The organism is Streptomyces sp. NPDC004031 (genome assembly GCF_053604375.1).
Map to the genome: position 1 here is coordinate 1 of NZ_JBSGHL010000086.1, position 25,962 is coordinate 25,962.

Annotated in this window: 19 protein-coding genes and 1 pseudogene; 5 read left to right on the plus strand and 15 right to left on the minus strand. The window is 75.7% G+C overall.

The genetic code is table 11. The features are described from left to right. Positions 1-1,619: telomere-associated protein Tap (tap, locus tag ACWERV_RS34210; protein WP_452940550.1), on the minus strand; the 1,619-nt coding region annotated here is incomplete at its 3' end. A 193-nt stretch (positions 1,620-1,812) separates the two neighbouring features. Here tap and ACWERV_RS34215 point away from each other — a divergent pair. Further along, positions 1,813-2,439 carry a DUF1345 domain-containing protein gene (locus ACWERV_RS34215; RefSeq protein WP_452940552.1) on the plus strand — a complete coding sequence of 209 codons (627 nt, stop codon included), beginning with the start codon at positions 1,813-1,815 and terminating at the stop codon, positions 2,437-2,439. On the opposite strand, the gene ACWERV_RS34220 is transcribed toward ACWERV_RS34215, so the two are convergent. Beyond that, on the minus strand, positions 2,429-3,265 hold the full coding sequence (locus ACWERV_RS34220) for a family 1 encapsulin nanocompartment shell protein (protein WP_452940554.1): 837 nt from the start codon (positions 3,263-3,265) through the stop codon (positions 2,429-2,431). The genes ACWERV_RS34215 and ACWERV_RS34220 overlap by 11 nt on opposite strands. Before the next feature lie 4 nt (positions 3,266-3,269). Next, positions 3,270-4,262: a Dyp-type peroxidase gene (locus ACWERV_RS34225; protein WP_452940556.1), complete on the minus strand. Its 993-nt coding sequence runs from the start codon at positions 4,260-4,262 to the stop codon at positions 3,270-3,272. A 209-nt stretch (positions 4,263-4,471) separates the two neighbouring features. Between ACWERV_RS34225 and ACWERV_RS34230 the strand changes: the two genes are divergently transcribed. Further along, positions 4,472-6,784 (plus strand): FdhF/YdeP family oxidoreductase, encoded by a 2,313-nt coding sequence (locus ACWERV_RS34230; RefSeq protein ID WP_452940558.1) that lies wholly within the window; start codon positions 4,472-4,474, stop codon positions 6,782-6,784. An 18-nt stretch (positions 6,785-6,802) separates the two neighbouring features. Here ACWERV_RS34230 and ACWERV_RS34235 read toward each other — a convergent pair whose 3' ends face one another. From ACWERV_RS34235 to ACWERV_RS34245, 3 genes are read right to left on the minus strand one after another with little or no spacing between them, the layout of a single operon-like run. Next, a complete protein-coding gene (locus tag ACWERV_RS34235; RefSeq protein WP_452940560.1) occupies positions 6,803-8,869 on the minus strand; it encodes an iron ABC transporter permease in 2,067 nt (688 codons plus the stop codon). Between the two features lie 4 nt (positions 8,870-8,873). Next, positions 8,874-9,881, minus strand: coding sequence for an ABC transporter substrate-binding protein (locus ACWERV_RS34240; protein WP_452940562.1), 1,008 nt, complete (start codon positions 9,879-9,881; stop codon positions 8,874-8,876). Beyond that, on the minus strand, positions 9,878-10,693 hold the full coding sequence (locus ACWERV_RS34245) for an ABC transporter ATP-binding protein (protein ID WP_452940584.1): 816 nt from the start codon (positions 10,691-10,693) through the stop codon (positions 9,878-9,880). Before ACWERV_RS34245 ends, ACWERV_RS34240 begins: the two co-directional genes overlap by 4 nt. Before the next feature lie 170 nt (positions 10,694-10,863). Here ACWERV_RS34245 and ACWERV_RS34250 point away from each other — a divergent pair, with 170 nt between their 5' ends. Further along, the gene (locus ACWERV_RS34250; protein ID WP_452940564.1) at positions 10,864-11,343 is read left to right on the plus strand and encodes a macro domain-containing protein; all 480 of its coding nucleotides are present in this window, start codon (positions 10,864-10,866) and stop codon (positions 11,341-11,343) included. A 124-nt stretch (positions 11,344-11,467) separates the two neighbouring features. Here ACWERV_RS34250 and ACWERV_RS34255 read toward each other — a convergent pair whose 3' ends face one another. From ACWERV_RS34255 to ACWERV_RS34285, 7 genes and pseudogenes are all read right to left on the minus strand, one after another. Next, positions 11,468-11,893: a helix-turn-helix domain-containing protein gene (locus ACWERV_RS34255; protein WP_452940566.1), complete on the minus strand. Its 426-nt coding sequence runs from the start codon at positions 11,891-11,893 to the stop codon at positions 11,468-11,470. A 151-nt stretch (positions 11,894-12,044) separates the two neighbouring features. Further along, a pseudogene (locus ACWERV_RS34260) lies at positions 12,045-12,200 on the minus strand (AraC family ligand binding domain-containing protein); the annotation flags it as partial. A 98-nt stretch (positions 12,201-12,298) separates the two neighbouring features. Continuing rightward, positions 12,299-15,211: an AAA family ATPase gene (locus ACWERV_RS34265; protein ID WP_452940586.1), complete on the minus strand. Its 2,913-nt coding sequence runs from the start codon at positions 15,209-15,211 to the stop codon at positions 12,299-12,301. Positions 15,212-15,531: 320 nt separating this feature from the next. Then, positions 15,532-17,706 carry a M4 family metallopeptidase gene (locus ACWERV_RS34270; protein WP_452940568.1) on the minus strand — a complete coding sequence of 725 codons (2,175 nt, stop codon included), beginning with the start codon at positions 17,704-17,706 and terminating at the stop codon, positions 15,532-15,534. A gap of 223 nt (positions 17,707-17,929) precedes the next feature. Continuing rightward, positions 17,930-18,688 carry an EI24 domain-containing protein gene (locus tag ACWERV_RS34275; protein ID WP_452940570.1) on the minus strand — a complete coding sequence of 253 codons (759 nt, stop codon included), beginning with the start codon at positions 18,686-18,688 and terminating at the stop codon, positions 17,930-17,932. Between the two features lie 99 nt (positions 18,689-18,787). Continuing rightward, a complete protein-coding gene (locus tag ACWERV_RS34280; protein WP_452940572.1) occupies positions 18,788-19,174 on the minus strand; it encodes a TraR/DksA family transcriptional regulator in 387 nt (128 codons plus the stop codon). Positions 19,175-19,221: 47 nt separating this feature from the next. Then, on the minus strand, positions 19,222-19,686 hold the full coding sequence (locus tag ACWERV_RS34285) for a nuclear transport factor 2 family protein (RefSeq protein ID WP_452940574.1): 465 nt from the start codon (positions 19,684-19,686) through the stop codon (positions 19,222-19,224). 139 nt (positions 19,687-19,825) lie between these two features. Between ACWERV_RS34285 and ACWERV_RS34290 the strand changes: the two genes are divergently transcribed. Beyond that, complete coding sequence (locus tag ACWERV_RS34290) at positions 19,826-20,695, plus strand: helix-turn-helix transcriptional regulator (protein ID WP_452940576.1); 870 nt, start codon at positions 19,826-19,828, stop codon at positions 20,693-20,695. A gap of 3 nt (positions 20,696-20,698) precedes the next feature. Here ACWERV_RS34290 and ACWERV_RS34295 read toward each other — a convergent pair whose 3' ends face one another. Both ACWERV_RS34295 and ACWERV_RS34300 read right to left on the minus strand, forming a co-directional pair. Next, positions 20,699-21,304 carry a hypothetical protein gene (locus tag ACWERV_RS34295; RefSeq protein WP_452940578.1) on the minus strand — a complete coding sequence of 202 codons (606 nt, stop codon included), beginning with the start codon at positions 21,302-21,304 and terminating at the stop codon, positions 20,699-20,701. A 167-nt stretch (positions 21,305-21,471) separates the two neighbouring features. Next, positions 21,472-23,247 carry a condensation domain-containing protein gene (locus ACWERV_RS34300; RefSeq protein ID WP_452940580.1) on the minus strand — a complete coding sequence of 592 codons (1,776 nt, stop codon included), beginning with the start codon at positions 23,245-23,247 and terminating at the stop codon, positions 21,472-21,474. Between the two features lie 856 nt (positions 23,248-24,103). On the opposite strand from ACWERV_RS34300, the gene ACWERV_RS34305 reads away from it, so the two are divergent. Beyond that, positions 24,104-25,962, plus strand: a 1,859-nt coding sequence (locus ACWERV_RS34305) for a condensation domain-containing protein (RefSeq protein ID WP_452940582.1), incomplete at its 3' end; no start/stop codon positions are given.

Below are 25,962 nucleotides of genomic sequence, written 5' to 3' on the forward strand. Positions count from 1 at the left end.
AGGAAGTCGGCCGGGGACAGACCGGCGGTGACGCCGAGGTCGGCCATCGTCTGCTTGTAGGCGTCCGCGAGGTGCTTGTACCAGGGGTCCAGGTAGGGGCCGCTCTCGGGCCGTAGGTACGCCTCAACCGGGCGGAGCTGCACCGGCAGCCGGTACGCCTCGATCAGCTCGGCCGCGTAGGCGACGGTCGGGGTGGCGTACCACGCGGGTCCTGTGGGGCGTTCGCCGTGCGGTGTGAAGGGCGACGGGAGCCGGGAGTCGAGGCCGATACCGGACAGGTCCACCAGCCAGCAGCCGGGCACGGTCTTGTCGAACCGCGGGCCGCGCACGTGCTCGGGGGCGCCGAGACCCACGACCAGCCGGTTCGCGGCCGCGAGGAACGCGGTGTTCACGTCGATCCCCACCGCGAACGGGCGCGCGCACTCGGCGTCGGTGAGCAGCTGCGGATCGCGGATCCAGTCGAACGCCTCCTCGTCGAGGACCTGTTCCGGCGTGCGCTGGTGGCCGCGCGGGATGAGCCCGTGCACGACGGGGTGCTCGTCCGGGGCCTCCGGCGGGGCCGGGTCCACCGGTGTGGTCAGTGACCCCGGCACCGGCCCGGACACCCAGGTGCCCGACGCCTCGTCACGTACCGCGCGGGTCGGCGGCCGCAGCGCCGTCATCAGTTCCAGGCCCGCGACGGCCGTACTGCCGCGCGGGGTGAGCACCCGGGCCGCGTACGCCGACAGGACGCGGGCGAGGTCCGGGGCCGGCAGCCGGTCCGCGTCACCCCAGGCACGGGAGTCCAGGGCGCCCCAGGGCAGCACCGCCAGTTGCACGCACTGCCGCCGGTCGCCCTGCGCCGGGCGGTAGACGCGCGCCCACGGCCCGAACCCGCGCTTCGTCAGCTGCCACTTCGCCTTCGTGATCTGCTTGACCACCGGGTGGCCCTCGGGCAGCCGCAGGGAACGCCGGTCCTCCAGCTCCAGCGGCAGACCCAGCCGCCGCGCCGCCCCGGCCGTCAGCGCGACCAGCGGGTCGGAGTCCTTGCCCGAACGGTGCAGCCGGGCCGCCCCGAGCCCCGCCTCGGCGAGCGTCCACTCCACCAGTTCCGGCACCGTGTCCGCCGGGCAGTCCAGCACCAGGCCGCCCGTGCAGTACAGGGAGCCGTCGCCGTCCAGTACGCCGAGCGGGCCGTGCGCGAACCGCGGATCGGCCACGGGCGCGTCGGGGGCAGGGGCCGGGGCCCGTCGCACGCCTGGGCGGCGCGCGGCTGCGGCCGGGCCGGGGGACGGCTCCGGCACCACCGGCGGTGGCGCTTCAGGAGCCACCGGAGCCGGAGGCGCCACCGCAGCCGCAGGAGCCGCCGGGGGCGGCAGCTCCGGGGCGGGGAAGCGCGCGGCGAGGCCCTCCAGCAGGCGCGCGTAGGCCGCGCGCTGCGGGGCCCGCGGCTCGGTCCTCCCGCCCTCCCAGTTCCCCACGGCCTCACGGCGCGTGCCGAGCGCGGTGGCGACCTGGGTCTGGCTCAGCCCGGCGGCCTCCCGCAGCCGCCTGCGCTCCGCGGGCGGTGGCAGGTCGTCGGACGGGACCTGTTCCAGCAGCGCGTCGACCGCGCTGAACAGTTCGTTCCCGGTGGACACAGCGCTCACCTCCGCGCGTCACCCTATCGCGGATCGCACACCGGATCGCTTATTGATCGCACATCAGGTGCGCGGCGCGGCGCGGGCGCCGGAGCGCAGCTCCGCACGGCGGCCCGGGGCGGCGGCAGCCGTGCGAGATCCCAATGGCGGTGTCCGCAGGCCGGGTACCGGCGGGGCGGCTACGTTGAGGGTCATGATCGCCTGGTTCCCCCTGTCCGCGGTGCCCCGGCTCGCGGGGGCCGTCGTCGTCGGGGCCCTGGTCGGGGTCGTCGTCGCCGTGGCGGTGGACGGGGCGCTGGGCGCTCTGGGCGGGATCGCGGCGATGGAGACGGCCTTCGTGCTGTCGGGGTGGATCGAGCTGTGGCCGATGGACGCGGACACCACCCGGCGCTACGCCCGGCGGGAGGACTTCCGGCCGTTGACGGAGGAGCTGGCCGTCGTCGCGGCCGCCCTGTGCGGGCTCGCCGGGATCGCGGTGCTGCTGATCGGGCCGTCCGACACCGCCCATGCCGCCACCACGCTGATCGGCGTGCTCATGGCCTGGGCGGCGCTGCACCTGATGTACGCCACGCGCTACGCGTACCTCTACTGGACGACGCAGGCGCGGGGGATCGACTTCAACTCCGACCAGCCGGCCGCGTACCGGGACTTCTTCTACTTCAGCTACAACCTCGGGATGACTTACCAGGTGTCCGACACCGACGTGTCCAGTTCGGTCATCCGCGCGACGGCGCTGCGGCACTGCCTGCTGTCGTACGTCTTCGGGACGGGCATCCTCGCCACCGCCATCAACCTCGTCGCCGGGATCGTCACCCGCTGACGTCCTGCGGCTGCGCGGCGAGGGGCACCACGGCCTCGGCGGTGTGGACGAGGAAGGTGAGGGTCTGGCGGAAGTACAGCTCGATCTCGTGGGCGTCGTGGCCCGCGTAGCCGATCGCGAGGTCCTCGCCCAGGCGCAGTTCGAAGTCGCCGCCGCGGGTGGAGAGCAGGAAGCCGCCGTCGATCGCGGGCGCCCACACGGGCGGTTCGTCCAGCAGGCGGCCGAGGTGCTCGACGAGGGGGAAGCCGTGGTCGGAGGTCTCGCTCACCGCGGTGTAGGGCCCGGCGCCCAGGACCAGCGCGTAGGGGCCCTCGACTCCGGCCAGGCGCAGCGTCGTCAGGGCCTGGCTCACGGCGTCGGGGTAGGCGCGCGGGTCGGCCGGGAGGGTGACGGCGGGGTGGGAGGTGCCGCGGCGCAGTCCCTCGATGCCCGCGGCGGCGTATCCGCCGAAGACCGCGCCGTCCTCGGCCAGTGCCATGGCGCGTGCGGCGTCCTTGACCGGCTGCCAGTCGGAGTCCTGGGCGCCGCGCGTGACGTCGTCGACCGCGTCGCGGGTGACGGTGAAGGGGACGCGCAGCTCGACGAGGGGCTGGGCCTGGCGCAGGCGTGCCCCGACGCCCCGGGCGGGGGCGTCGACGGCGGTGAGGTGGCCGGTGCCGACGGCGGACAGGGCGGGGCCGTCGGGTCCGGTCACGTCCACGACGCGGCGGCCGCCGAGGTTGCGGCGGAAGGTGCGGCCCGCCTCCTCCTCGATCTGCGACCACGCGGCGGGTGTGACCGGGGCGAGTTCGCGGTGCAGGTTGGTCGTGCCGGCGGACGAGGTCATGTGATCACACTCCTTTGAGGCTCCCGATGCCCAGGGAGTTCCCGGCCGCGGGGGCCGTTGCGGGAGGGGGCGGCGGGTCGTCGAGGAAGTCCTCGGTCGGCACGTGGAAGAGGGTGCCGGTGACCGCCCGGGAGAAGTCGAGGATGCGGTCGTGGAGGTCGCGGGCGCCGGAGGGGTCGCCGAGGAACATGTTGCGCAGCATGTGCTCGGTGACGTCGGGGGTGCGCGCGTAGCCGATGAAGTAGGTGCCGAACTCGCCGTCTCCGACGCGGCCGAAGGGCATGTTGTCCCGCACGATCTTCTGCTCGGTGCCGTCCGCGCCGGTGACCGTGTTGCGGGCGACGTGGGAGTCGGGCGGTTTGACGTCGTCGGGCAGTTCGACGTTGTCCAGCTTGGTGCGGCCGATGACGCGCTCCTGCTCCTCGGTGGGCAGGGCGCTCCAGGCGGGCAGGTCGTGCAGGTACTTCTGCACGATCACGTAGCTGCCGCCCGCGAAGTCCGGGTCCTCGTCGCGGACGTACACCGAGTCGGCCGCGAGGCCGCCCTCCGGATTCTCCGTCCCGTCGACGAAGCCGAGCAGGTCGCGCTCGTCGAAGGACTTGAAGCCGTGCACCTCGTCGACGACGGCCGCCGCTCCGTGCAGCCGCTCGCCGATCAGCCGGGCCAGCTCGAAGCACACGTCCATGTGGCGGGCGCGTACGTGGAACAGCAGGTCGCCGGGGGTGGCGGGCGCGGCGTGGCGGGGGCCCGCGAGCGGTACGAACGGGTGCAGGTCGCGGGGGCGCGGTCCGCTGAAGAGGCGGTCCCACGCGAGCGACCCGATGCCGACCACGCACGTGAGCTCGGCGTCCGGGTAGCGGAAGCCCACCGACCTGCGCAGCCCGGCGACATCCGGGAGCAGCTCGCGGACGGTGTCCTCGCCGCCGGGCGCGACGGTGCACACGAGGAACACCGCGGCCTTGGCCGGCGGCGCGAGGACGGACTGCGGATCGGCCACGGATGTCGCCCCTCGTCTGTTCCGGCTGCTGCATCCATGGCAGCAATACCGGCGAACCACCGCAAGTCGTCACCGGTCCGCGGCGGCCCCCGGCCGCGCCGCCCTGGCGGCCCACGGCCGGGTGGCGTGCGCCGGAGGGCCGGTCTACCGTCGGGGAAGGGCCCGCCGTGCCGCTGCGTGCGACCACTGTGCGAACGGGGTTGAGAGCCATGAGCGCCACCCACGACGGCCAGGACCCGCCGGACCCCGGCGCCGGTCCGGCCCCCGGGCAGGACCCGGAATTCCGTCCGTACCGCCATCCGGCGGCCGGCTGGGGCGCGGCCAGGAGTGTCGGGCGCGTCCTGCTGCGGGCCCGCGAACCGGTGGACGGGCCGCGGGCCGTGCTGCGGATGAACCACGAGAACGGCGGCTTCGACTGTCCCGGCTGCGCCTGGCCCGACGACACCAAGGGCCTGAAGCTCGACATCTGCGAGAACGGGATCAAGCACGTCACCTGGGAGATGACGCGCAAGCGCGTCGGGCGGGACTTCTTCGCCGCCCATTCGGTGACGGAGCTGTCCGGGTGGACCGACTTCGCGCTGGAGGACCAGGGGCGGCTGACCGAGCCGATGGTGTACGACCCCGCCTCGGACCACTACGTGCCCATCGGCTGGAAGGACGCCTTCGAGGTGTTCGGCCGCGCGGTGCGCGCGCTGGACAGCCCGCACGGGGCCGCGTACTACACCTCGGGGCGGCTGGGCAACGAGGCGACCTTCCTCTACCAGCTGATGGCGCGCGAGCTGGGCACCAACAACCTGCCCGACTGCTCCAACATGTGCCACGAGGCGTCCGGCCGGGCGTTGCAGGCGGCGCTGGGCACGGGCAAGGGCACCGCGGACCTCGCCGACTGGGAGACCGCGGACGCGCTGTTCGTGATGGGGGTCAACGCCGCCTCCAACGCGCCGCGCATGCTCACCGCGCTGGCCAAGGCCTACGAGCGCGGCGCGCAGATCGTGCACGTCAACCCGCTGGTCGAGGCCGCCGCCACGCGCACGATCGTCCCGCACGACTTCGTCGACATGGCCCTGGCCAAGTCCACCCGGACCAGCACGCTGAACGTGCAGCCGCGGATCGGCGGCGACATGGCGTTCCTGCGGGGCATGGCCAAGGCGGTCCTGGAGTGGGCCAGGACGGACCCCAAGGCGCTCGACCGGGAGTTCGTCGACCGTCACACCACCGGTTTCGAGGAGTACCGGGCGCTGTGCGAGAGCACGTCGTGGGAGGAGATCACGCGTCAGTCCGGGGTCGGACGCGACGACATCCTCGCGGCCGCGCGCGTGTACTGCGAGGCCGACCGCAGCATCGTCAGCTGGTGCCTGGGCGTCTCCCAGCACGAGCACGGCGTGGACACCGTCCGCGAGATCGTCAACCTGCTCCTGCTGCGCGGCAACCTCGGGCGCGAGGGCGCGGGGCCCTCCCCCGTACGCGGGCACAGCAACGTGCAGGGCAACCGCACCTGCGGCATCGACCACCGGCCCGCCGCGGGCTTCCTCGACCGCCTCGCCGAGGTGTGCGGGATCGACCCGCCCCGTGAGCACGGGCTGGACACCGTCGGCACGCTGAAGGCGATGCACCGCGGGGACGTGAAGGTCTTCGTCGGCATGGGCGGCAACTTCGCGCTGGCCGCGCCCGACACCGCGTACACCTTCGCGGCGCTGCGCTCGTGCGACCTGACCGTGCACGTGAGCACGAAGCTGAACCGCAGCCACCTGGTGCACGGCCGCCAGGCGCTCATCCTGCCGTGCCTGGGGCGTACGGAGAAGGACCTCCAGCGCGGCGGGCTCCAGGGGACCTCCGTCGAGGACTCGATGAGCATGGTCCACCTGTCGGTCGGCATGAAGCACCCCGCCTCGCCGCACCTGCTGTCCGAACCGGCGATCGTCGCCGGGCTGGCCCGCGCCGCGCTGCCGGACAGCGCCACCCCCTGGGAGTGGTACGTAGAGGACTACGACCGCGTCCGCGACACCATGGCGCGGGTCCTCGACGGCTTCGAGGACTTCAACCGCCGTGTGCGCCTGCCGCTGGGCTTCCGCATCAAGCAGCCCGCCCGGGAGCTGGTCTTCCTCACCCCGTCGGGGAAGGCCGAGATCTCCGCGGCGCCGCTGCCCGACGTCGTCCCCGCCCCCGGCACCCTGGCGCTGGGCACCATGCGCTCGCACGACCAGTGGAACACCACCGTCTACTCCGACGACGACCGCTACCGCGGCGTCAAGAACCTGCGCACGCTGGTGTTCATGAACGAGGACGACATGCGCGAGCGCGGCATCGGGGAGTTCTCCCCCGTCGACATCACCAGCACCGCCCGGGACGGCAGCACCCGGTCCCTCAGCGGCTACCTCGCCGTTCCCTACGAGATGCCGCGGGGCTGCGCGGCCGGCTACATGCCCGAGATGAACGTGCTGTGCGCGATCAGCGACGTCAGCACCCAGAGCGACCAGCCGATCATGAAACACCTCAAGGTCACCATCGAGACGGCCGCCTGACCTACCCGCACCGCCCGGTCACCTCCTGGTGCGGACCAGGAGGTGGAGGAAGTACGGGGCGCCGATCACCGCCGTCATCAGGCCCGCGCCGAGCTGCGCCGGGGCGATCACCGTGCGGCCGGTCGCGTCGGCGGCGCAGACCAGCGTCGCGCCCAGCAGCACCGCGACCGGGACGACCCGGACGTGGCGGCGGCCGGCCAGCGCGCGGGCGGCGTGCGGGGCGACCAGGCCGACGAAGCCGATCGTGCCCGCGGCGGCGACGGCGGTGGCCGCGAGCAGGACGCCCGTGGCCAGCAGGACCAGGCGGACGCGGGCGAGGCGGATGCCGAGCAGGCGCGGGGTGTCGTCGTCCAGCCCGACGAGGTCCAGATCGCGGCGGCGGGCGAACGCCACGGCCAGGCCGACGGCGAGGGCGGCTGCGACCGGAAGGGTGTCGGGCAGGGTGCGGCCGTAGGTGGAACCCGACAGCCAGGTCAGGGCCTTCGTGGCGTTGAAGGGGTCGGTCAGGACGATGAGCAGGCTGATGACCGCCGTGGTCGCCGCCGACACGCCGACGCCGACCAGGACCAGCCGGTTGTTCCCGAATCCGCCGCGCGCCGCCAGCCCGAAGACCAGCGCGGCGGCGAGGGCGGCCCCGGCGAGGGCCGCGCCCGCCACACTCCACGGCCCGGCCGCCGGAACGGTCGTGACCAGCGCGACGGCCCCGAGACCGGCCCCGCCGGAGACGCCGAGGATGCCCGGGTCGGCCAGCGGGTTGCGGGTCACGGCCTGCACGAGGGTGCCGGCCAGGGCGAGGGCCGCACCGGCCAGGAGCGCGGCGAGGACCCTCGGCAGACGGGTGTCGAGGACGAAGGTGACGACACGGTCGCCGCGGCCCCGCGCGTAGTTGAGGACGTCGCCGAGCAGGAGCGTGGTGTCGCCCAGCAGGACCGCCGCGAGGACGGTGCCGGCCAGCAGCACGGTGAGGACGGCCGTCACGGTCACGAACGCCGCCCGGCTCGGGATGGGCAGCCGGTCCGGCGCGGCCGGTGCGCCCGGCTCCCGCGCGCGCAGCGCCATGACGACGAGGCACACCGCGCCCACCGCGCTCGTCACGAACCCGGTGGGGACGGCCGCCGCGGTCTGCGGGTCCACCACCAGGCGCAGCGCCACGTCGGAGCCGAGGACGAGGGCAGCACCGGCCAGGCCGGCGACCGGGACGCCCAGCCGGGCACGTCGCAGACCCCGGAAGCGGCGGGCCAGGGGGCGGACGAGCGCGGGGGCGCACAGGCCCGCGAAGCCGATCGGGCCGGCGAGGGTGACGGCCGCGCTCGCCAGCAGGGCCGCGAGTGTCACGGCCGCCGCCCGGGTGCCCCTGACCGGGACGCCGAGCCCGCGGGCGGCGTCGTCGCCGAGCGCCAGCGCGTCGATGCGGCCGCCGATGAGCAGCAGTCCGGCCAGGCCCACCGCGGCGACGGGCAGCATCTGCAGCACGCCGTCGAAGCCGTTCTGGGCGATGCTGCCCTGGCTCCACTGGTAGAGGCCGTCGGTCCGCTCCGGGAAGAGCAGGAGCAGCGCGTCGGTGACGGAGCCCATCCCGAGGGCCAGGGCGCTGCCGGCCAGCACCAGCCGGACCGTCCCCGTGCCGAGCCCCGAGAGCCCCAGCACCACGGCCGCGGCGGCGAGGGCTCCGGCGAACGCCACCCCGGAGGAGGCGAGCAGCGGGACCGAGGCCCCGGTGACGGTGAGCACTCCGAGCGCCAGGTACGTCCCGGCGTTGACCGCGAGGGTGTCCGGTGCGGCCAGGACGTTGCGGCTGACGGCCTGCACGGCCGCGCCCGCCGCGCCGAGGGCTACGCCGACCAGCAGGCCGGCTGCGGCGCGCGGCAGCCGGGAGGCGAGGAGCACGGACTCCTCGCCCTGGTGGGCGTGCCCGGTCAGGGCCCGCCAGATGCCTCCGGCGCCGACGCCGGAGGTGCCCTGGGTGATGTCGACGGCGGCGAGGACGGCGACCAGGACCACCAGGGCGGCGACTGCGGCCGCCGCCGGGGCGGCCCCGGCCGTGCGCGACCGCGCGACGGCGGGGGCCGGTTCGGTGCGGGTCATCGCGTCACTTCGTCAGGGCCGCGACGACCGCGTCGGCGTACGCGCCCATCGACAGCGGACCGCCGAACATCCAGATGCCGTCGGGCAGCCGGTGGACGTGGCCGGACTTCACGAAGGCCTGGGACGTCCACACCGCGTTCCCGGCGAGGCTGTCGGCGAACGGGTCCTCGCCGTCGGTGTCGTTGGCGATGTAGGCGAACTGCGTGTCGCCGAGCCCGGTGACCCCCTCGACGTCGGTGGTGGCCAGGCCGTAGTCCTTGTCGCCCGCGAGCGTCCACGCGTTCTTCAGGCCGAGCCGCTCGTTGACGGCGCCGACGAGGGATCTGCCGGTGTAGGCGCGTATCGAGACCTGGTGGGAGACCACGTACCCGTCCGCGAACGCGTACGAGGCGCCGGACCTGCCCGCGGCCTTGAGGGCGGCGCCGCCCGCGGCGAGCTTGGCGTCGAACGCGGACTCGACGGCGTCCGCCTGCCGAGTGCGCCCGGTGGCGCGGGCGATCAGGTCGAGGTCACGCGTCATCAGACCGATCTGGTCGGAGGCGTCGGCGGACCGCACGACGAGGACGGGAGCGACCTTGCGCAGCTGCGTCACCGCGGACGCGGGCAGGTCGGTGGTGGCCACGACGAGGTCGGGGGCCAGCGCCGCGACGGTGTCCGTGCTCGGCTCGCCGCGCATCCCGATGTCCTTGGGGGTGCCGGTCAGCGGGGCGGCGGTGTCCCAGGCGCGGTAGCCCTTCACGTCCGCGACGCCGACGGGGGCGACGCCGAGCGCGACGAGGTCCTCGACGACGTTCCACTCGGTGGCGACCACCGTGCGCGCGGGCCGGTCCAGGGTCACCTTCGTGCCCGTCGCGTCGGTGAGGGTGACCGGGCCCGCGGAGGCGCTGGCGGAGGGGCGGTCCTGCGCGGGCGCGGAGTCCTTGGCGGGGTGGGTGGTGCCGCAGCCGGTGAGGGCCAGGGCGGCCGCGGCGAGGGCGGCGGCGAGGGTCGTGGTGGCGCGGGGGTGCTTCATGGCGTGCGGTGGAGCCCTTCGGTGCGTGCGTGGTGGCGGCCGACCGCGCGGGTGCGCAGGCGTCCGGTGGAGGGGTCGGTGTCGACGTCGACGCGGATGCCGTAGACGTCCGAGAGGCGCCGGGGGGTGAGGACGTCCTCGGGCGTGCCGTCGCGGACGATCCGGCCCCGGTGGAGCAGGACGATGCGGTCGGCGACGGCGGCGGCCTGGTCGAGGTCGTGCAGGACGACGCCGACGGCGATGCCGTGGTGGTCGGCGAGGTCGCGGACCAGGTCGAGCAACTCGACCTGGTAGCGCAGGTCGAGGTAGGTGGTCGGCTCGTCGAGGAGGAGGACGCCGGTGTCCTGGGCGAGGCAGCCGGCCAGCCAGACCCGCTGGAGCTGGCCGCCCGACAGGTGCTCGACACCGCGCCCGGCGAACGGCTCCACGCCGGTGAGGGCGAGGGCGCGGTCCACCGCGGCGGTGCCGCCGGGATCCGGGCGGCCCCAGCGTCCGCGGTGCGGGTAGCGGCCGAACGCGACGACGTCACGGACGGTGAGCCCGCTGGGCGTCGGCCTGCCCTGCGTCATGAGGGCCACCCGCCGGGCGAACTGGCGCGCGGTCAGGTCGAAGCCGTCCACGGGCGGGCCCGCCGGGGCCGCCGGACCGCGGAGGGCCAGCGCGCCGGAGCGGGCGGGCTGGAGGCGGGCGAGCGTGCGCAGGAGTGTCGACTTCCCGCTGCCGTTGGGGCCCACCAGGGCGGTCACCTGTGCGGTCCCGAGCGTGAGGGCGGCGTCGTGGACGACGTCCACGCCGTCGTACGCCACGGTCATGCCGGAGGCGGCCAGGCCGGGGCTCCCGGCGGGCGGCCCGCCGGGAGCGTCTCGTTCAACGTTCACGAAGTTAGGTTAGCCTAACCTCAGTACCGCTGAGTGACCGGCTCCCCGGCAGCGGCGGGGAAACCGGAGGCCCGTTGTCAGTGGCCGCCGGTACCGTTCCGGGCATGACTGGGGGAATCGTCTACGTACGCGGGGACGCGACGACACCACTGGGGAAGGGCCCGAAGGTGATCGCGCACGTCTGCAACGACCTCGGGGGCTGGGGCAAGGGCTTCGTCCTCGCGGTCTCCAGGCGCTGGTCCGAGCCCGAGGCGGCCTACCGCAGATGGCACCGGGAGCGGGCGCGCAACGACTTCGGGCTGGGGGCCGTGCAGATCGTCCAGGTCGAACGCCTGGTGTGGGTGGCCAACATGGTCGGCCAGCGCGGTACGCGCACCGGCAGCAAGGGGGTGCCCGTGCGCTACGAGGCGATCGACGCCGCCCTCGGCATCCTCGCGGAGCGGGCGAAGGAACGCGGGGCCTCCGTGCACATGCCCCGCATAGGCTGCGGGCTCGCGGGCGGTACGTGGACGCGGGTGGAGCCCCTGGTCACCGAGCGGCTCGCCGCGGCGGGCGTGGCCGTCACCGTGTACGACCACGACTGACGGCGGGTCAGCCGCCTGGGCCCGGCGGCCTGCCCGGCGCCCCTTACCGGGCGGCCGGTCTGACCCGGAGCGGTGGCCGCGCCCCGAAGCGCCGCGCGTACGCACGGTCGCCGGGGAGCCGTCCTCACGCACCGCCGTCCGGGCGCGGCGAGACGGTGCGGCGGAACTCGCCCGGGGACAGGCCCGTCCCGCGGCAGAAGTAGGCGGGATCGGCGAAGCCGACGGACACGGACACCTGGGTGATCGTCAGGCCGGTGGCGGCGATGAGGCGCTCGGCCTCCAGGATCCGGCGGTCGCGGATCAGCCGGCCGGGCGACAGGCCCGTGCTGCGTTTGATCGCGGTGTGCAGATGACCCGGCGGCACGCCGAGCTCGCGGGCGTACTCCGCCACCGAGCGGGCGCGGCCGCCGGGCCGGGCCGTCAGGGCGCGGAAGCGGTCTGCCAGTTCGGCGCTGCGGCCGGTGCCGGGCCCGGCCGGGGAGGACGGCGGGCCGGACAGCCGGGCCAGCCGCAGCAGCAGGATGCGCAGACAGGACGACAGGAGGCTCACCCGGCCGTGCGCAGCGCGGTGTCCTCGTCGGGGCGGGCCGCAGCGGACGGGCGCTCAGGGCGCGGACGACGGCGGCGTCACCGGGATGCGGGAGGAGGAAGTCCTCGGTGAACAGCAGCACCCGGCCCGTCAGGCCCTCGGCGTCCCGCCAGTGGTGGACCTGGCCGGGGGCGAGCGTGTACAAGAACGGCGGGGCGAGGTCGTGGGGTGTCAGGCCGACGACGTGCGCGCCGCGCCCGCCGGTGACGAGGCCGATCTCGGAGAAGCTGTGGCGGTGCGGGAAGGCGGCGGTGGCCAGCGGGCCGATCGAGGCGAGGTGCCGATCGCGAAGGGCAGCACCCCGGGGCCGGCGACCTCCAGCGTGTGCACCTCCAGCGGTTCGCCCGGGGTGCCGCCCATCCGCCGCTAGCCCGCCCGGCCGGCCATCACGATGCGCGTGACCTCCACCCGCGACCGGGCGCCGAGCTTGCGGTACGCGCGGGTGAGCGCGGCCTCGACCGTCTTGACGCTCACCACCAGGTTCGCCGCGATCTCCCGGTTGGTCGCGCCCTGCGCGACCCGGGCGACGACGCAGCGCTCGGTGGAGGTCAGCTGCTCGGACCAGGCGCAGTCCTCCCCCGGCTCCGCGGCGGCACGCGACCGGTCGCGTTCGGCGCGGGCCGCCGCCACCCAGCCCCGGGCCCCGGCCCGGGTGAAGACGCGCAGGCTGTCGGCGAAGGCGGCCCGAGCGGCGGACTCGTCGCCGAGGCCGCGGCGGACCCGGCCGAGCGCCAGCGCGGTACGGGCCTCCTCCAGCGGATAGCCCGCCGAGCGCAGCCGCCGCGCGGCGTCCTCCAGCAGGGCCGCGGCCGGGCGGAGGTCGCCACGGGCCGCCGCCACCACCGCGGCGGCCCGGTCCAGCACCGCCACCACGCATCCCCTGCCCAGCCGCTCGGCCTGCGGGCGCGCCCAGGACAGGACCCGGTCCGCCTCGTCCAGCGCGCCGCACCCGGCGAGTGCCTCGGCGAGGTCACCGTGCCACCGGCGGGTCGCCGGGTCGCGCTGGCCCTGCGCGGTCTCCAGTTCGCCGGTGCGCCGCAGGAGCCCCGCGGCCGCCTCGTACTCGCCGCCCAGCAGCCGGATGCGGCCCTCGGCGTGCAGGGCGCGCGGCAGGAAGAGCCGGTCGGCGTCGTCCTCGCTGTGCCGCCGGGCCGCCTCGGCGGCGGCGAGCGCCTGGCCCGCGCTGCCGCCCGCCGTCTCCGCGAGCGCCACCGCGTACCACGCGGGCCCCAGGCTCAGCCCGGCCTGCTCGGCGACGCGCAGACTCTGCCGGGCCACGCCCAGCGCCTGGCGGCAGCGGCCGCGGTCGATCTCGACCTGGGCGAGGGCGCCCAGGCACTGGCTCAGGCTCTCGGCCGAGCCGCGCTGCCGCTGGGTGAACACCAGGGCGCGCAGTTCGGCGCGCGCCTCGTCGAGCCGGCCGTGCACCACGTGGAAGCGGTGCTTGAGGTAGACCGGCCCGTTGTGATCGGCCATCACCCGGCCCTCGTACGGGGCGGCGAGCGCCGCGCCCAGTGTCGTCTCGGCGGCTGGCATGCCGAGAAACAGCTCCAGGGCCGCCTGCTGGGTGAGCGCCATCAGCTCGGTCCGCCGGTCCCCCGCCCGCGCGGCCAGCCCCGCGGCCCGTACCGCGTGGCCGTGGGCCCGCGCGGCGGAGCCGCCCACCATCCATTCGCGCCAGCTCATCCGGTAGTGCAGCTGGGCCAGCAGCCCCGGGTCGCCGTCCGCGTCGCGCACCGCCTCGGGCAGCACGTCGGCGACCTCGGCCAGGGCCTGCCCGCAGGAGTCGACGACGACGTTCCAGGCCCGCACCCGCACCGCGGGGTCCCGCGCGTCGCCCAGCACCTCGCGGGCCAGCCGCCGGGCGAAGGCGAAGTCCCCCGCCGAGACCGCGTCCTCCGCGGCCGTCAGACGGCGGTCGGCGTCCACCCCGCCCTCACCGGCGGGGGTGCGTTCGGCGGCGAGCCGGCCCAGCCGCGCGGCGGTGCCCGGCGCGCCCCGCCGTCTGGCGGCGCCGGCCGCCTCCGCGAGCCGGGCGGCGACCTCGGCGTCCGGGCCGACCGTCAGCACGGCCAGGTGGTGGGCGCGTTCGACCGGGTCGTCGGCGGCCCCGGCCAGCGCCCGGTGCACGTCCGCCCGCAGCGCGTACCCGGCGTCGGCGCGCAGCACGACGGCGACCAGCGGGTCGGCGAAACGCAGCGCGTCCTGCGCGCCGGGTTCCAGCAGGCCGCGCCGCACGCACAGGTCGATGTCCGCGGAGGCGTCCGCGCAGCCCGCCCGGACCAGCAGGGCGGCGGTGGGGCTCGCCGCGAGGGCCGCGGTCAGCAGCATCCGCCGGGCCTGCTGCGGCAGCGCGTCCAGGCGGGCCCTGATCGGCGGGCGCAGGGCGGCGGGCACGGGCAGCGGGTCGGACGCGTCGGGTAACTCCCCGCCCGCGCCCTGGACCTGCTCGGCGAGGGCGCGGCTGAGGGCCAGCACCGTCCCCGGGATCCCGCGGCCGGCGGCGTGCAGCCGCGTCACGAGCGGGCGCGGCCAGACGGGCTGGTCGTGGGCGTCGAGCAGGTCGGCGGTCTCCTGGACGGTCAGCGGCGGTACCGCCACGCCGCGGACCGGCCGGGGGCACAGCGTTTCGGCGTCCGGGCCGTCGGTGCCGGGGCCCTCGCCGCCCGGGTCGGTGTCGCGCCGCGCCACCACGACCTCGTGGCCCGGTCCCGTGCGGCGCCCCGCGACGAAGGCCAGGACGTCGGCGGTCGGCTCGTCCAGCCACTGTGCGTCGTCCACCGCCAGCAGCAGCGGACCGGTCTGCCGCAGCAGAGCGAGAACCTTGCCGGTGGCGAACCGCAGCACCAGCCGGTCCCGTCCGCCGCGCAGGTCCGCGCCCGGCGGCAGCGGCGCGCGCAGCAGCGCGCCTTCGAGCAGGGCCCGTTCGCGTGCCTCCAGCCGGGCCAGCACGTCGTCGCCGACACCGGACAGCAGGTCGATCAGGCCCAGACAGGGGCTGCGCCGGTCGGCGGGCGAGGGCGAGCAGCGCAGCACCCGGTGGCCGTCGGCGGCCCGCGCGTCGGCGACCCGGGCGAGCAGGGTGCTCCGGCCGATACCGGCCGGTCCCGTGAGCAGCACGCCGTCTCCGTCGTCGAGGTGGGCAAGGATCGTTCCGACGAGCGTCTCGCGCCCGGCGGGCGGGCGGTGACGGGGTGTCGGGGCGGTCGGCACTCCCCCGGGCCCGCGTCCCGGCGTACGGCCCGACGTACGGCCCGGCCCGCGTCCCGGTCCGTTCACCGGCGGGGCGTCCGGCCCCGCAGCCGCCCCGGCCCCCGGCGAAACCGCCAGCTCCGTCATCGCAAGCCCCCTCCGGACACGTGTCGTGCACGCGCCCGACGCGGATCGGAATTGGTCTAGCCCTTTGCCGCGTGAATGTAGGGCGGCCGCCCGCGCGGGTCAACCTCGCGGGGGACGGCGGCCGGGGCCGGCGGTGGGGAGTGCGCCGGCCCGGCCGTGCCGCCGGTGTCCCGGGCCGCTGCGCGGGTCACCGGCGGCCCGCCGCTCTCACCCGCGGTGCGTCCGCGGGCGGGAGCGGCGGCCGGTGCCGCTCCCGGCGGTCAGCAGGCGCCCTGGTCCTGCCAGACCGCCCAGGAGCCGGGCGCACCGGGCTCGGCCCCGGTGGAATACCACTGGGACAGCCACTTGTGGCCGTTGTAGGAGACCTGGTCACCCGGTACGTAGGCGGTGGTGGCGCCCCAGGCCGGGAGGTTGCCGCAGCCGGTGGGCGGGGTGCCGCCGCCGCTTATGGTCCAGGTGAAGGTGGCCGAACCGGCGGCGCCGGAGGTGTTGGTCGCCGTGACGGTCACGGACGCGGTCACCGCGGTGGTCGGGGTGCCCGAGATCAGGCCGCTGGTGGAGTTGACCGACAGTCCGGCGGGCAGGCCGGTGGCCCTGTAGGTCAGCGCGGAGCCCGCCGGGTCGGTGGCGTGGATCTGGAGCGAGACGGCGGTGCCGACGGTGCCGGTCTGGTTGCCGGGGCTGGTGACCGTGGGCGAGCCGGGCTGGCCGCCGCACGTGCCGGGCACCGGGTCGGTGCCGGTGACGCTGACCGCCGCCCAGGCCGCGGCGACGGTGTTGTACTCGGTGCAGTGGGCGCCGTAGAGGTCGGCGGCCGCCTTCAGCGAGTCGATGCGGGCCTGGTGGTAGTTCTCCGAGCTGTTGGCGTAGGACGCGAGGGCCTTGTACCAGATCTTGGCGGCCTTGTCGTTGCCGATGCCGGTGACCGTGGAGCCGTCGCAGGTGGGGCTGTTGCCGTAGCCGTGGTTGCCGCTGCCGACCGCCGCGAGGAAGAACCAGTGGTTGAGCGGGCCCATGGAGTAGTGCGGGTCGAGGCCGCCGTTCGACGTGGTGTAGCAGTCGGGCGAGCTGCCGTCGAGGGAGGGCTGGTACATCCAGCGCAGCGGCTGCCCGTTGCCGCTGATCTTGATGAGCTCGCCCATGGTGTAGTCGGGGGTGTCCACGGGGTTGTTCGCGTAGAACTCGACCATGGTGCCGAAAATGTCGCTGGTGCCTTCGTTGAGGCCGCCGGTCTCGCCGGTCTCGTCCCAGCCGGTGAGGGCGCCGCTGACGCCGTGGCTCATCTCGTGGCCTGCGACGTCCAGTTCGACCAGCGGGCGGGCGTTGCCCTGGCCGTCGCCGTACGTCATCTCGCTGCCGTCCCAGAAGGCGTTGACGTAGGAGTTGCCGTAGTGGGTGAGGGAGGGGACGCCCTGGCCGTTGCCGAAGATGCCGTTGCGGCCCTGCACGTTCTTGTAGTAGTCGAACGTCTCGGCGGCGCCGTAGTGGGCGTCCACACCGGCGGAGGCGGGGTCGCTGGTGCTGCCGTTGCCGAAGGTGCCCGACGAGCTGGTGAAGACGCTGCCGGTGCCGCTGGTGGCGTGGTTGAGGTTGGTGGTGTAGCCGTTGCCGTGCGAGGGGTCCTGCATCGCGTAGCCGCCGCCGGACTGGGTGACGTCGATGGAGACCTGGCCGCTGTAAATCGACCGGCCGTTGACGGCGACGCTCGGGCCCGCGGCCGCCGGCGCAGTGGCGGCGGCGGGCGCCGCACCCAGGGCCTGGCCCGGGGCGGCGAAGGTGTCGACCTCGTCGCTCGTCCGGACCACGGCGCCGGAGGCCGCGTCCACGAGGATGTGCAGCCGGCTCGGGGTCTGGTCGGCCCGCACCCCGCTGACCACGGTCTCCCAGACCAGGGCGGCGTCGCTGCCGTCCATCCGCACGGCCAGGTGCGGCACGGAGACGGCGTCGACGCGCCCGTGGAAGGCGCCCCGGGACAGCGTGGCGGCGCGCGAGGCGGCGAGCCGGGGCGTCGTGGAGACCGCGCCGGTGGTCCGCGCGCCGGTGGCGAGCGACCGGTACGTCCCGTCCTTCGCCAGGTGCACGATGACGTCGCCGCCGTAGGCGGGCAGGCCTTTGTACGTGCGGTCGAACCGGACGTCCGCGGAGCCGTCGCCGTCGACGACCACGTTCCGCACCGTGAAGGCGTCACCGACGGCCCGGTGCGCGGCGGACGCGTGGTCGGTGAGCGCCTTCAGCGCCAGTCCGGTGACACGGCTACGGACCGCGGCGGACGGATCGGTGGTGAACGGGGCCGCGGTGAAGGCCCCGTGACCGGCCGACAGCGGTTTCGCGTGCGGCGCCGGGGCGGCGGCCGCGACCGCGGGCAGGCCGATCGCCGCGGCGGACACGCAGGCGAGCGCGGCGGTGGAGAGCCTCGCGATTCTTCGTATGCGCATGGGACGGGGGTTCCTTTCACCTCATGCATGGGGGGACACGCCCCTGGGGTGCGGGGCGGCGAGGAGACAGCCGGCGCGGACGGTCCGGCCACGGATCCCGTGGCCGGACCTGCGCCGACGCATGAGTGTGCGGAACCGCCGGGCGCGCACGGCAGGCACTGGGCGTACGCGTAGGGGTATCCCTAAGCGCCCCCGCGGGGCCCGGGGGCCGTGGGCGTACGGGTCAGGCCTGGTCGGCGGGGGCGGGCGCGGGCAGCAGCTCGCGGGTGAGCAGCGTCGCGCCCGCCACCGCGCCGGGCATCAGCACGACCGCTGCGAAGGGCACGAGGAAGGCCAGCACCAGCGGCACCCCGAAGCCGAGGACGAGCAGCAGGCGGCCGCGCATCAGGCGCAGTTGGCCGCGCAGATCGACCCCGCGGCGGCGCATCGGCACGGCCGCGGTCTCCACCGCGAGGAAGAAGCCGGACACGCAGAAGCCGGCCGCCGGGACCACGGTCTGCCCGGCGACCGGCACGAAGCCGAGGGCGAAGAGGACCACCGCGAACGCGGCGACGCGCAGCAGCACGCGCACGCTGTCGCGCAGGCCGGTCCACAGCTCGTGCAGCAGCGGGCGCTCGGGCGGGTCGGGGGCGCCGCCCTCGGCGTCGTCGACCCGCCCGGCGAGGGCCTCGTAGAAGGGCTGGCCGACCAGCAGCGTGACGGCGGTGAAGGTGACGACGGCGAGCAGCAGCCCGCCGCCGATCAGGACGGCGGTGAGCAGGTCACGGAACAGGCCGCGCCAGGGGGACGTCCAGTCGTCGGCGAAGGGGGTCGCCCAGCCCGCGAGGTCGTCGGACCAGATCACGAGCGCGGCGAGCGCGGCGGCGTATCCGGCGAAGGTGAGCAGGGCGGGGAGCATCCCGAAGCGCCAGTCCCGCCCGTTCCGCAGCATCCAGCGCTGCCCGCGCACGAGCAGCGCGAGGCCCCGTCCGAGATCGCCCATGGCGCGGATCCTACGGGCCGGGGGACGGACGCGGGGCGGGTGCCGGAAAAGGGGTCCGCGCGCGGGCGGCGCGCGGGCCCGGCGGCGGGCGGGAGAGGGTCAGCGGCCGCGGGCCTGCGCGCAGCGCGTGCAGAAGGCGGCGGCGGGGAGGATGGCGAGGCGTTCGGGCGGGATCGGCCGGCCGCAGCCCTCGCAGCGGCCGTAGGCGCCCTCGCCGAGCCGCTCCAGCGCGTCGTCCAGCGCGGCCAGCCGCTGCCGGGCCTGGTCCTGCAGGGCGGCGGTGTGGGCGCGCTCGAAGGCGGTGCTCGACCCCTCGGGGTCGTGCTCGTCGTCGACCGCCGTGAGGGCGTTCGCGGCCACGATCGCGTCGATGTCCCGGCCGAGCGCCGCGATCTGGGCGGCGGCGGACTCCCGCGCCTCGGCCAGCCGCTCGCGCACGGCGGCGGTGTCGACGCCGGATGCCGCGTTCTCGTGCGAATCGCTCATTCCGGTACGAACACCGCACTCGCCGCCGGCATTCCGCGCCGCGCCCGTCAGCTCGTCCCCGTCCCGGCGGCGGCCGCCCCGGCGCGTGCGGTGAAGGCGGCGAGCGCGCCCGGGTCCTGGACGTACACGTCGATCCGCCGGACGCTGCCGGCCTCGACCCGGTGGACCTCGACCATGGTCAGCGGGAAGACCTCCCCGGTGCCGTGGGCGGTGAGCGTGCCCGTGAGCCGCCCGACGACGCCGGTGGGGCCCGTGAAGACCTCGGCCGTGGTGAGGGCGATCCCGGCGTGGGCCGTCATCACGCCCAGCACGTCCCCGAGGAAGGCCTCGCGGCCGCGGTGCACGCCGCCGTACGGGAGCGGGGCGGGCTCGTCGACGACCACGTCAGGGTGGAGCCTGGCGAGGACGCCGGGCACGTCGCCCTTGCCGAGGGCGTCGTAGAGGCCGCGTACGACGTCGGCGGGGTCCGCGGTCTCGGTCTCGGTCTCGGTCCGGAGGATGTCGTCGTTCATGGTGGTGTCCTTTCGCTGCGGCCCCGGCCGTCCGGGGCGTTCACCATGCAACGCCGTACGGGCGCGCCGAGGGAGTCCGCGCCGTGAGGGGTAATGGCAGGGACCCCCTCGCGGCGGGCGGGCTGCCTACGCTGGGGGCATGGACAACCGGGACGCCGTCAGCGCCTTCCTTCGGTCGCGGCGGGACAAGGTCACCCCCGAGCAGGCGGGGCTGCCGGTGTACGGGCGGCGGCGGGTGGCCGGGCTGCGCAGGGGCGAGGTCGCGGCGCTCGCGGGGGTGAGCGTCGAGTACTACACGCGGCTGGAGCGCGGCAATCTGCACGGCGTGTCCGACGGCGTGCTGGACGCGCTCGCGCGGGCCCTGCGGCTTGACGGCACCGAGCGGATGTACCTGTACGACCTCGCGCGCGCTGCCGGACCGGCGGCCCGGGTGCGGCAGGGCGGGGCGCGGCCCGCGGTACGGGCGAGCGTGGCGCGGATCGTCGAGGGCATGCCGGGGCTGCCGGCGTACGTCATGAACAACCGGCTGGACGTACTGGCCGCCAACGCGCTCGGCCGCGCCCTGTACACGCAGCTGTACGCCGACCCGGTCTGCGGCGCGAACGTCGCGCGGTTCGCCTTCCTGAGCCCGGCGGCGCGGGAGTTCTACCCCGAGTGGGAGCGCATGGCGCGCTTCGCGGTGGGCGCGCTGCGCGTGGAGGCCGGGCGGAATCCGTACGACCGGGAGCTGTCGCACCTCATCGGTGAGCTGTCCACCCGCTCCGACGCCTTCCGGGTGCTGTGGGGGTCGCACGACGTGCACGTCTTCCGCGACAGCACCAAGCGGCTGCGGCATCCGCTGGTCGGCGAGCTGGAACTGGACCAGGAGACGATGAGCCTGCCGGACGACTCGGGACTGAGCGTGGTGGTCTACAGCGCGCCGCCCGGCACCGCCGCCGAGGAGGCGCTGCGGCGGCTGGCCGGGCACTCGGCGCGGTCCGGGGACGCCGGGCCGTCCGCCGCGGTCTGACGGTCAGGCGTCCGTGGTCCCGTGCGCGGCGGTCGCCCGGCGGGTCCGGGCGCGGTCCACGGTCCAGGCGATCGCGGCGACGGCCACCGCGACCCCGACCGCCCACACCGGCAGCCACAGCGTCGTCGTGCGTGACAGGCAGTCGGCCACGGCCTCGTTGCCCTGCGCGGTCCGCGCGTGGGCGAGGGCGACGGGATCGCGCCCGGCGAGATTCCCCAGCGCCGCGGTCGTGCGCAGGCGCTCGTACGCGCCCAGCTCGGGGCAGTCGTCCCGGGTGCCGGGCATCGGGAAGAGCCACGACCAGCGTTGCAGCGCCGGTGCCAGGGCGATCGACACGCACAGGCCCACCACCAGGCAGTAGGCGGCGAGCGTCCGCGCGTACACCGAACGCAGGCCGGGCGTCCAGGGCGGGCGCCGGTAGAAGGAGAAGACCACCGCGAGCAGGGTGACGCCGACATAGGTCGCGAACCACTGCCACGAACCCTGCGCGAGGGCGGCCGTGAGCACCGCGGCCAGGGCGATGCCGATCACGCCCGACTGGCCGGGTACGGCGGTCCCCGGCCCGGTGGGGCCGCCGGGCCGGGCTCGCGGGGTGCGGGGATCGGTCACGGCGCCTCCTGCCTGGTCGGGGCCAGCATCCCGGCGCCGCGCACCGCGGGGCCCGCGCCATGCCGGACCGCCGCGGACACCCGACCCGCTCGGCCGACCCCGCGGGTGCCCGGGGGGCACGGCATCCGCTCCTGCGCCGGGTGCGCCCGGTGTGCCCGCCGGGGACGTCAGGCCGGTCGTGGAGGGGCGGGAGGGCGGCCGGTGCCGCGGGCCAGGACGGGCGCCTGCCGCCAGGCGGTGAGGTCGGGCGAGCGGGGCGGCGGGGTCGCGCACACCACGTACGCGTCCGGCGCGACCACGGTGCGCAGGCCGGGCAGGGCCGCCGTACAGGCCGCGTGCAGGGCGGCGGGGTCGGGGGCGGTGCGGGCGCCGTGCAGGTAGGCGACGAGGCGGGGCCCTTCGGCGGACGGCTCGGCGAAGACCGCCGCGTGTTCCGCTCCGGAGGTCCGGCGGACCAGGTCGGTGACGGACGGGAGGTGGGCCCACCCCGCGCCGGACAGGTGCCAGTCGGCGCCGCGCGGGTCGGGGGCGAGCCCGGTGCGCGCGCCGATCGCGGTCACCGGGACGTCGCCGGTGAGCGAGGCGCACAGCACGCCCTCCACCGCGCGCAGCCACGCGACGGCCTCGGCGTCGGGCAGCAGGGACGTGTCGAGGATGGTGGTGAGCGTGACCCTGCGCGGCCTGCTGTCGGCGAAGACGAAGTAGGTGCTGGTGCTGTTGTCGGTGCCGTCGAGCCGGCGCCAGCGGGTCCGGGCCGCGGCCGCCGCCAGCTCGGCGGCGGTGGGGCGGGCGGTCGCGGGGGCGGTGTGCTCGGCGGAGGTGCGGAAGTTGAGCCAGCACGACAGGTCGAAGGCGAGGCCGCGCCGCAGTTCGGCGGCGCGGCGCGCGGCCGTGAGGTCGGCGGGCGGGTAGGCGCCGAAGCGGGCGGCCTGGAAGACGGCGGGGGTCGCGCGGGCGATGACGTCCGCGACGGTGGCGTCCGCGAGGTCCACGGCGACCGGGACGTCCTGGGTGAACATCCCGACCGCGCCGTGCAGCCGGGCCCGGGTGCGGTTGCCGACGGTCAGCTGGAGGAAGGCCCGCGGCAGCCCGGCGACGAAGCCGGAGACCGCCGCCAGGCCCGCGAACAGCACGGTGGCCGGGCTGGAGTTGTGCCGCGCGGCGAGCGCGGGCAGCGCCAGCGCGAGAGCGGGCGAGTGGAATTCGAGGTAGCGGTAGCGGGGCGGCTCCGGCTCGGCCGGGGCCCGCGGCAGCATGGTCTGCGGCATCACGGCGAAGGTGCGCTCGTGGTGCGCGACCGCCCGCGCGCCGCTGCGCGCACCCGCGGGCGAGCGCTCCCGCTCGGCCTCGCCGAGCATCCGGTAGGGGGTCGCGGGCGCCGGGGTGCGCGTGGGCCGCGCCGGGAGCAGGGCCCGCAGATGGTGCCGGATCCACTCGGCGCCCTCGTGGTCCACGGCCAGGTGGCACAGCGCGAGCAGCAGGTGGCGCGGAGCCCCGTCGACGGCGACGATCGCGGCGCGGACCGGCCACTCCGCGGCGATGTCGAAGGGGCGGGCGGCGGCCTCGGCGAGCACCTGCGTGGCGAGGGTCTCGCCCGTCTCGGCGGTACCGTCGTGGACGGCGACGGTCAGCCGGACGGTTGCGGACACCTGCTGGCGCGGGCCGTCCGGCGTGACGGTGTACCGCGTGCGCAGGGTGTCGTAGGTGCGGACGAGGTCGGCGAGCGCGTCGAGCACCTCGTCCTCGCTGAGGCCGGGCCGCAGCTTGGCGGCGAAGCGCAGGTTGAGCGGGTCGGTCTGCGGGCGCAGCTCCTCGAAGAGCACGAGCATGTGCTGCTGGGCCCAGGTCAGGGGGCCTTCCGCGGGACCTGGGGCGGGGGTGGCGCGGACGTCGATCGTGCGGTGGCGGGGCCGGAGTCCGGGCACTACCGCTTCGGCCGTCATGGGCTGCTGCCGCCTTCCTGTTCGGACCGGACCGGGCGGTGGGGCAGGTGCCGGTATGCCCCCGGGAGCGCTCCCAGGACATGACGGCTCCCCCGGTACGGGTGGGGATGTGCCGGTGGGGGCGGCCGGCGGCTCGGCGTGCCCGTGGCACCGCATTTCATCATTGGTCTAGACCAATAGGGTCGGACGCGCGCCAGTCTGTCATTTGCCCGACGGGCCGTCAACGCTGCGCCGTACGGGCAGGTGAGGCGGTGTGCGATCGGTGCGACCGGACGCGGCGGGGCACGGGCGCCCGTGGGCAGCACGGACGGGCTGGCCGGAAACCGTCCGGCGATCGGCTCTTGACCGGCGGGACGCGCGGCTGCTGATATAGCGGCCGAACGCGGGAGCGCTCCCATCCCGGGTCGCCGGTCACTGGTCGCCGATTGCCGGTTGCCGGTTGCCGGTGCGCAGCCACGCCCGGCTGCCTCCGGGGCGCCCGGCGCCCTCCGGCCGCGCCCGGGGATGCGCCGGACACGGAGGGATGCCGCGGGAGGTGGAGGACGCGGGGCGCCGCGCGCGGACCGGCGCCGGAGCAGGCAGCGGGGGCGGCCTCTCCGGCGCCCAGCGCCGCGTGCCCGCTCCCGACCGCTTGTCCTGCCGTCCCCGGCCGCAGTCCGTACCGTCCCACGTCACCGCCGTACCGCACGCCCCCGTAAGCCCCCGCACACAACGCAGGTCCCGCCGCACGACCCCGGAGTTCCCACACGGGAGCGCACCGCCGCACCTCGCGGTGCCGCAGCCCCGCACCGCCCGACGTCCCCGTCGTGCGGCCCGCCGTCCGTACCCGCCCCCTGTGCCCCCGGAGACAAGACGAGTGAAGACCGGACCGCTTACGTACGCCCAGCAGCGGCTGTGGTTCCTGAACGCCTTCGACCCGGACGACCCCTCGCACAACCTCGCGTACGCCTACCGGGTGCGCGGCACGCTGGACGTCCCCGCGCTGGAGGCGGCCTTCACCGCCGTGGTCGCCCGGCACGACGCGCTGCGCACCCGCTTCACCGAGGTCGGCGGCGAGCCCCGAGCGGTCGTCGAGGACCCGGCGCCGGTCGTCGCCGAGCGGATCGACGCCGCCTCCGCCGACGAGGCCCGGCGGATCGTCGCCGCGCGGACGAACCGGCCCTTCGACCTCACGGCGGAGCCGCCGCTGCACGTCACGGTGGTACGGCTGGCCGAGGACGATCACGTGCTGTGCGTGACGCTGCACCACATCATCAGCGACGGCTGGACCTTGAACGTCCTCCAGGAGGAGGTCGCCGCCCACTGCGCGGGCCGGGCGCTGCCGCCCCCGCCGCTCCAGTACAGCGAACTGGCCGCGGCGGACGAACCGCCCGGCGACCTCGGGTGGTGGGTCGAGCAGCTGTCCGGGGCGCCGGACCTGGAGCTGCCCACGGACCGGCCGCGCCCTGCCGAGCGCACGTCCGCGGGCGGCCAGACCGAGATCCCGCTGCCGGCGCCACTGGTCCGCGCCGTGCACGAACTGGCCCGCCGGGCGCACTGCACGCCGTACATGGTGCTGCTCGCGGCCTACGAGGTGCTGCTCGCGCGGCACAGCGGGCAGACCGACTTCTGCGTCGGCACCCCGGCCGCCGGGCGTGGACGCCCCGAACTGGAGCGCGTCATCGGCTACTTGTCGACGACGATGGTGCTGCGCTGCGACCTGTCGGGGGATCCGGCCTTCGGCGAGCTGCTGAAGGCCACCCGCCGCAGCGTACTGTCGGCCCTCTCTCACCCGGACGTGCCGTTCGAGCGCCTCGTCGGTGCGCTCGGCACCGATCGGGACCTGAGCCGTACGCCGATCTTCCAGGCGATGTTCGCGCTCCACACGTACGGGGACGTCGCCGATCCGCTGCCCGGACTCAGCACCGGGCCCTTCCCGCTGGGCTGGCACCCGGCCCGCTGCGACCTGTCCCTCGACCTGCGGGAGCAGCCGGACGGCTCGCTGCTGGCGTATCTGATCCACAGTGCCGACCTCTTCGACGGCACGACGGCGGAGCGCATGGGCGCGCGTTACCGGCAGCTGCTGGAGTCTGTCGTGGCCGCCCCCGAACTTCCGGTCAGTGAGCTGGAGTTGCTGCCGGTGGCGGAGCGGGAGCTGCTGGCGTCGTGGGACGGTCCGGTGGTGGAGCTGCCGCCGGTGACGCTGGTGGACCTGGTGCGTGAGCGGGCGGAGGTGGCGCCGGACGCGGTGGCGGTGGTGTCGGGCACGACCGTCCTCACCTACCGGCAACTGGTCGCGGCCGCGTCCCGGTTGGGTGCTGAGCTGCGGGGTCGGGGTGCGGTGGCGGGTGCGCGGGTGGCGGTGCTCAGCTCGCGGCGGGCGCACATGCTGGTCGCGCTGCTGGGGGTGGTGTGGTCGGGGGCGGCGTACGTACCCGTGGACCCCGAGTACCCGAAGGCGCGGATCGACTACGTCGTCCAGGACTGCGGGGCCGCGCTCGTCCTGACGGACGCGGACCTGGACCGGGTGCTGGACGGTGTGGAGGGCCTGGAAGCGGTGGACCTGCCGCGCCCCGCGCCGTCCGACACCGCGTACGTCCTCTACACCTCCGGCTCCACCGGCAACCCCAAGGGTGTGGTGGTCCCGCACCGGGCGCTGGTCAACTTCCTGCTGGCGATGCGGGATCTGGTCGGCTCCACCGAACGGGACCGGTGGCTGGCGCTGACCTCGCTGTC

What these genes read in the sequence shown, in the direction of transcription:
- ACWERV_RS34215 (WP_452940552.1), top strand. Translation starts at nt 1,813, where the DNA reads ATGATCGCCTGGTTCCCCCTGTCCGCGGTGCCCCGGCTCGCGGGGGCC.
- ACWERV_RS34220 (WP_452940554.1), bottom strand. Translation starts at nt 3,265, where the DNA reads ATGACCTCGTCCGCCGGCACGACCAACCTGCACCGCGAACTCGCCCCG.
- ACWERV_RS34230 (WP_452940558.1), top strand. Translation starts at nt 4,472, where the DNA reads ATGAGCGCCACCCACGACGGCCAGGACCCGCCGGACCCCGGCGCCGGT.
- ACWERV_RS34235 (WP_452940560.1), bottom strand. Translation starts at nt 8,869, where the DNA reads ATGACCCGCACCGAACCGGCCCCCGCCGTCGCGCGGTCGCGCACGGCC.
- ACWERV_RS34240 (WP_452940562.1), bottom strand. Translation starts at nt 9,881, where the DNA reads ATGAAGCACCCCCGCGCCACCACGACCCTCGCCGCCGCCCTCGCCGCG.
- ACWERV_RS34245 (WP_452940584.1), bottom strand. Translation starts at nt 10,693, where the DNA reads ATGACCGTGGCGTACGACGGCGTGGACGTCGTCCACGACGCCGCCCTC.
- ACWERV_RS34250 (WP_452940564.1), top strand. Translation starts at nt 10,864, where the DNA reads ATGACTGGGGGAATCGTCTACGTACGCGGGGACGCGACGACACCACTG.
- ACWERV_RS34270 (WP_452940568.1), bottom strand. Translation starts at nt 17,706, where the DNA reads ATGCGCATACGAAGAATCGCGAGGCTCTCCACCGCCGCGCTCGCCTGC.
- ACWERV_RS34275 (WP_452940570.1), bottom strand. Translation starts at nt 18,688, where the DNA reads ATGGGCGATCTCGGACGGGGCCTCGCGCTGCTCGTGCGCGGGCAGCGC.
- ACWERV_RS34280 (WP_452940572.1), bottom strand. Translation starts at nt 19,174, where the DNA reads ATGAGCGATTCGCACGAGAACGCGGCATCCGGCGTCGACACCGCCGCC.
- ACWERV_RS34285 (WP_452940574.1), bottom strand. Translation starts at nt 19,686, where the DNA reads ATGAACGACGACATCCTCCGGACCGAGACCGAGACCGAGACCGCGGAC.
- ACWERV_RS34290 (WP_452940576.1), top strand. Translation starts at nt 19,826, where the DNA reads ATGGACAACCGGGACGCCGTCAGCGCCTTCCTTCGGTCGCGGCGGGAC.
- ACWERV_RS34300 (WP_452940580.1), bottom strand. Translation starts at nt 23,247, where the DNA reads ATGACGGCCGAAGCGGTAGTGCCCGGACTCCGGCCCCGCCACCGCACG.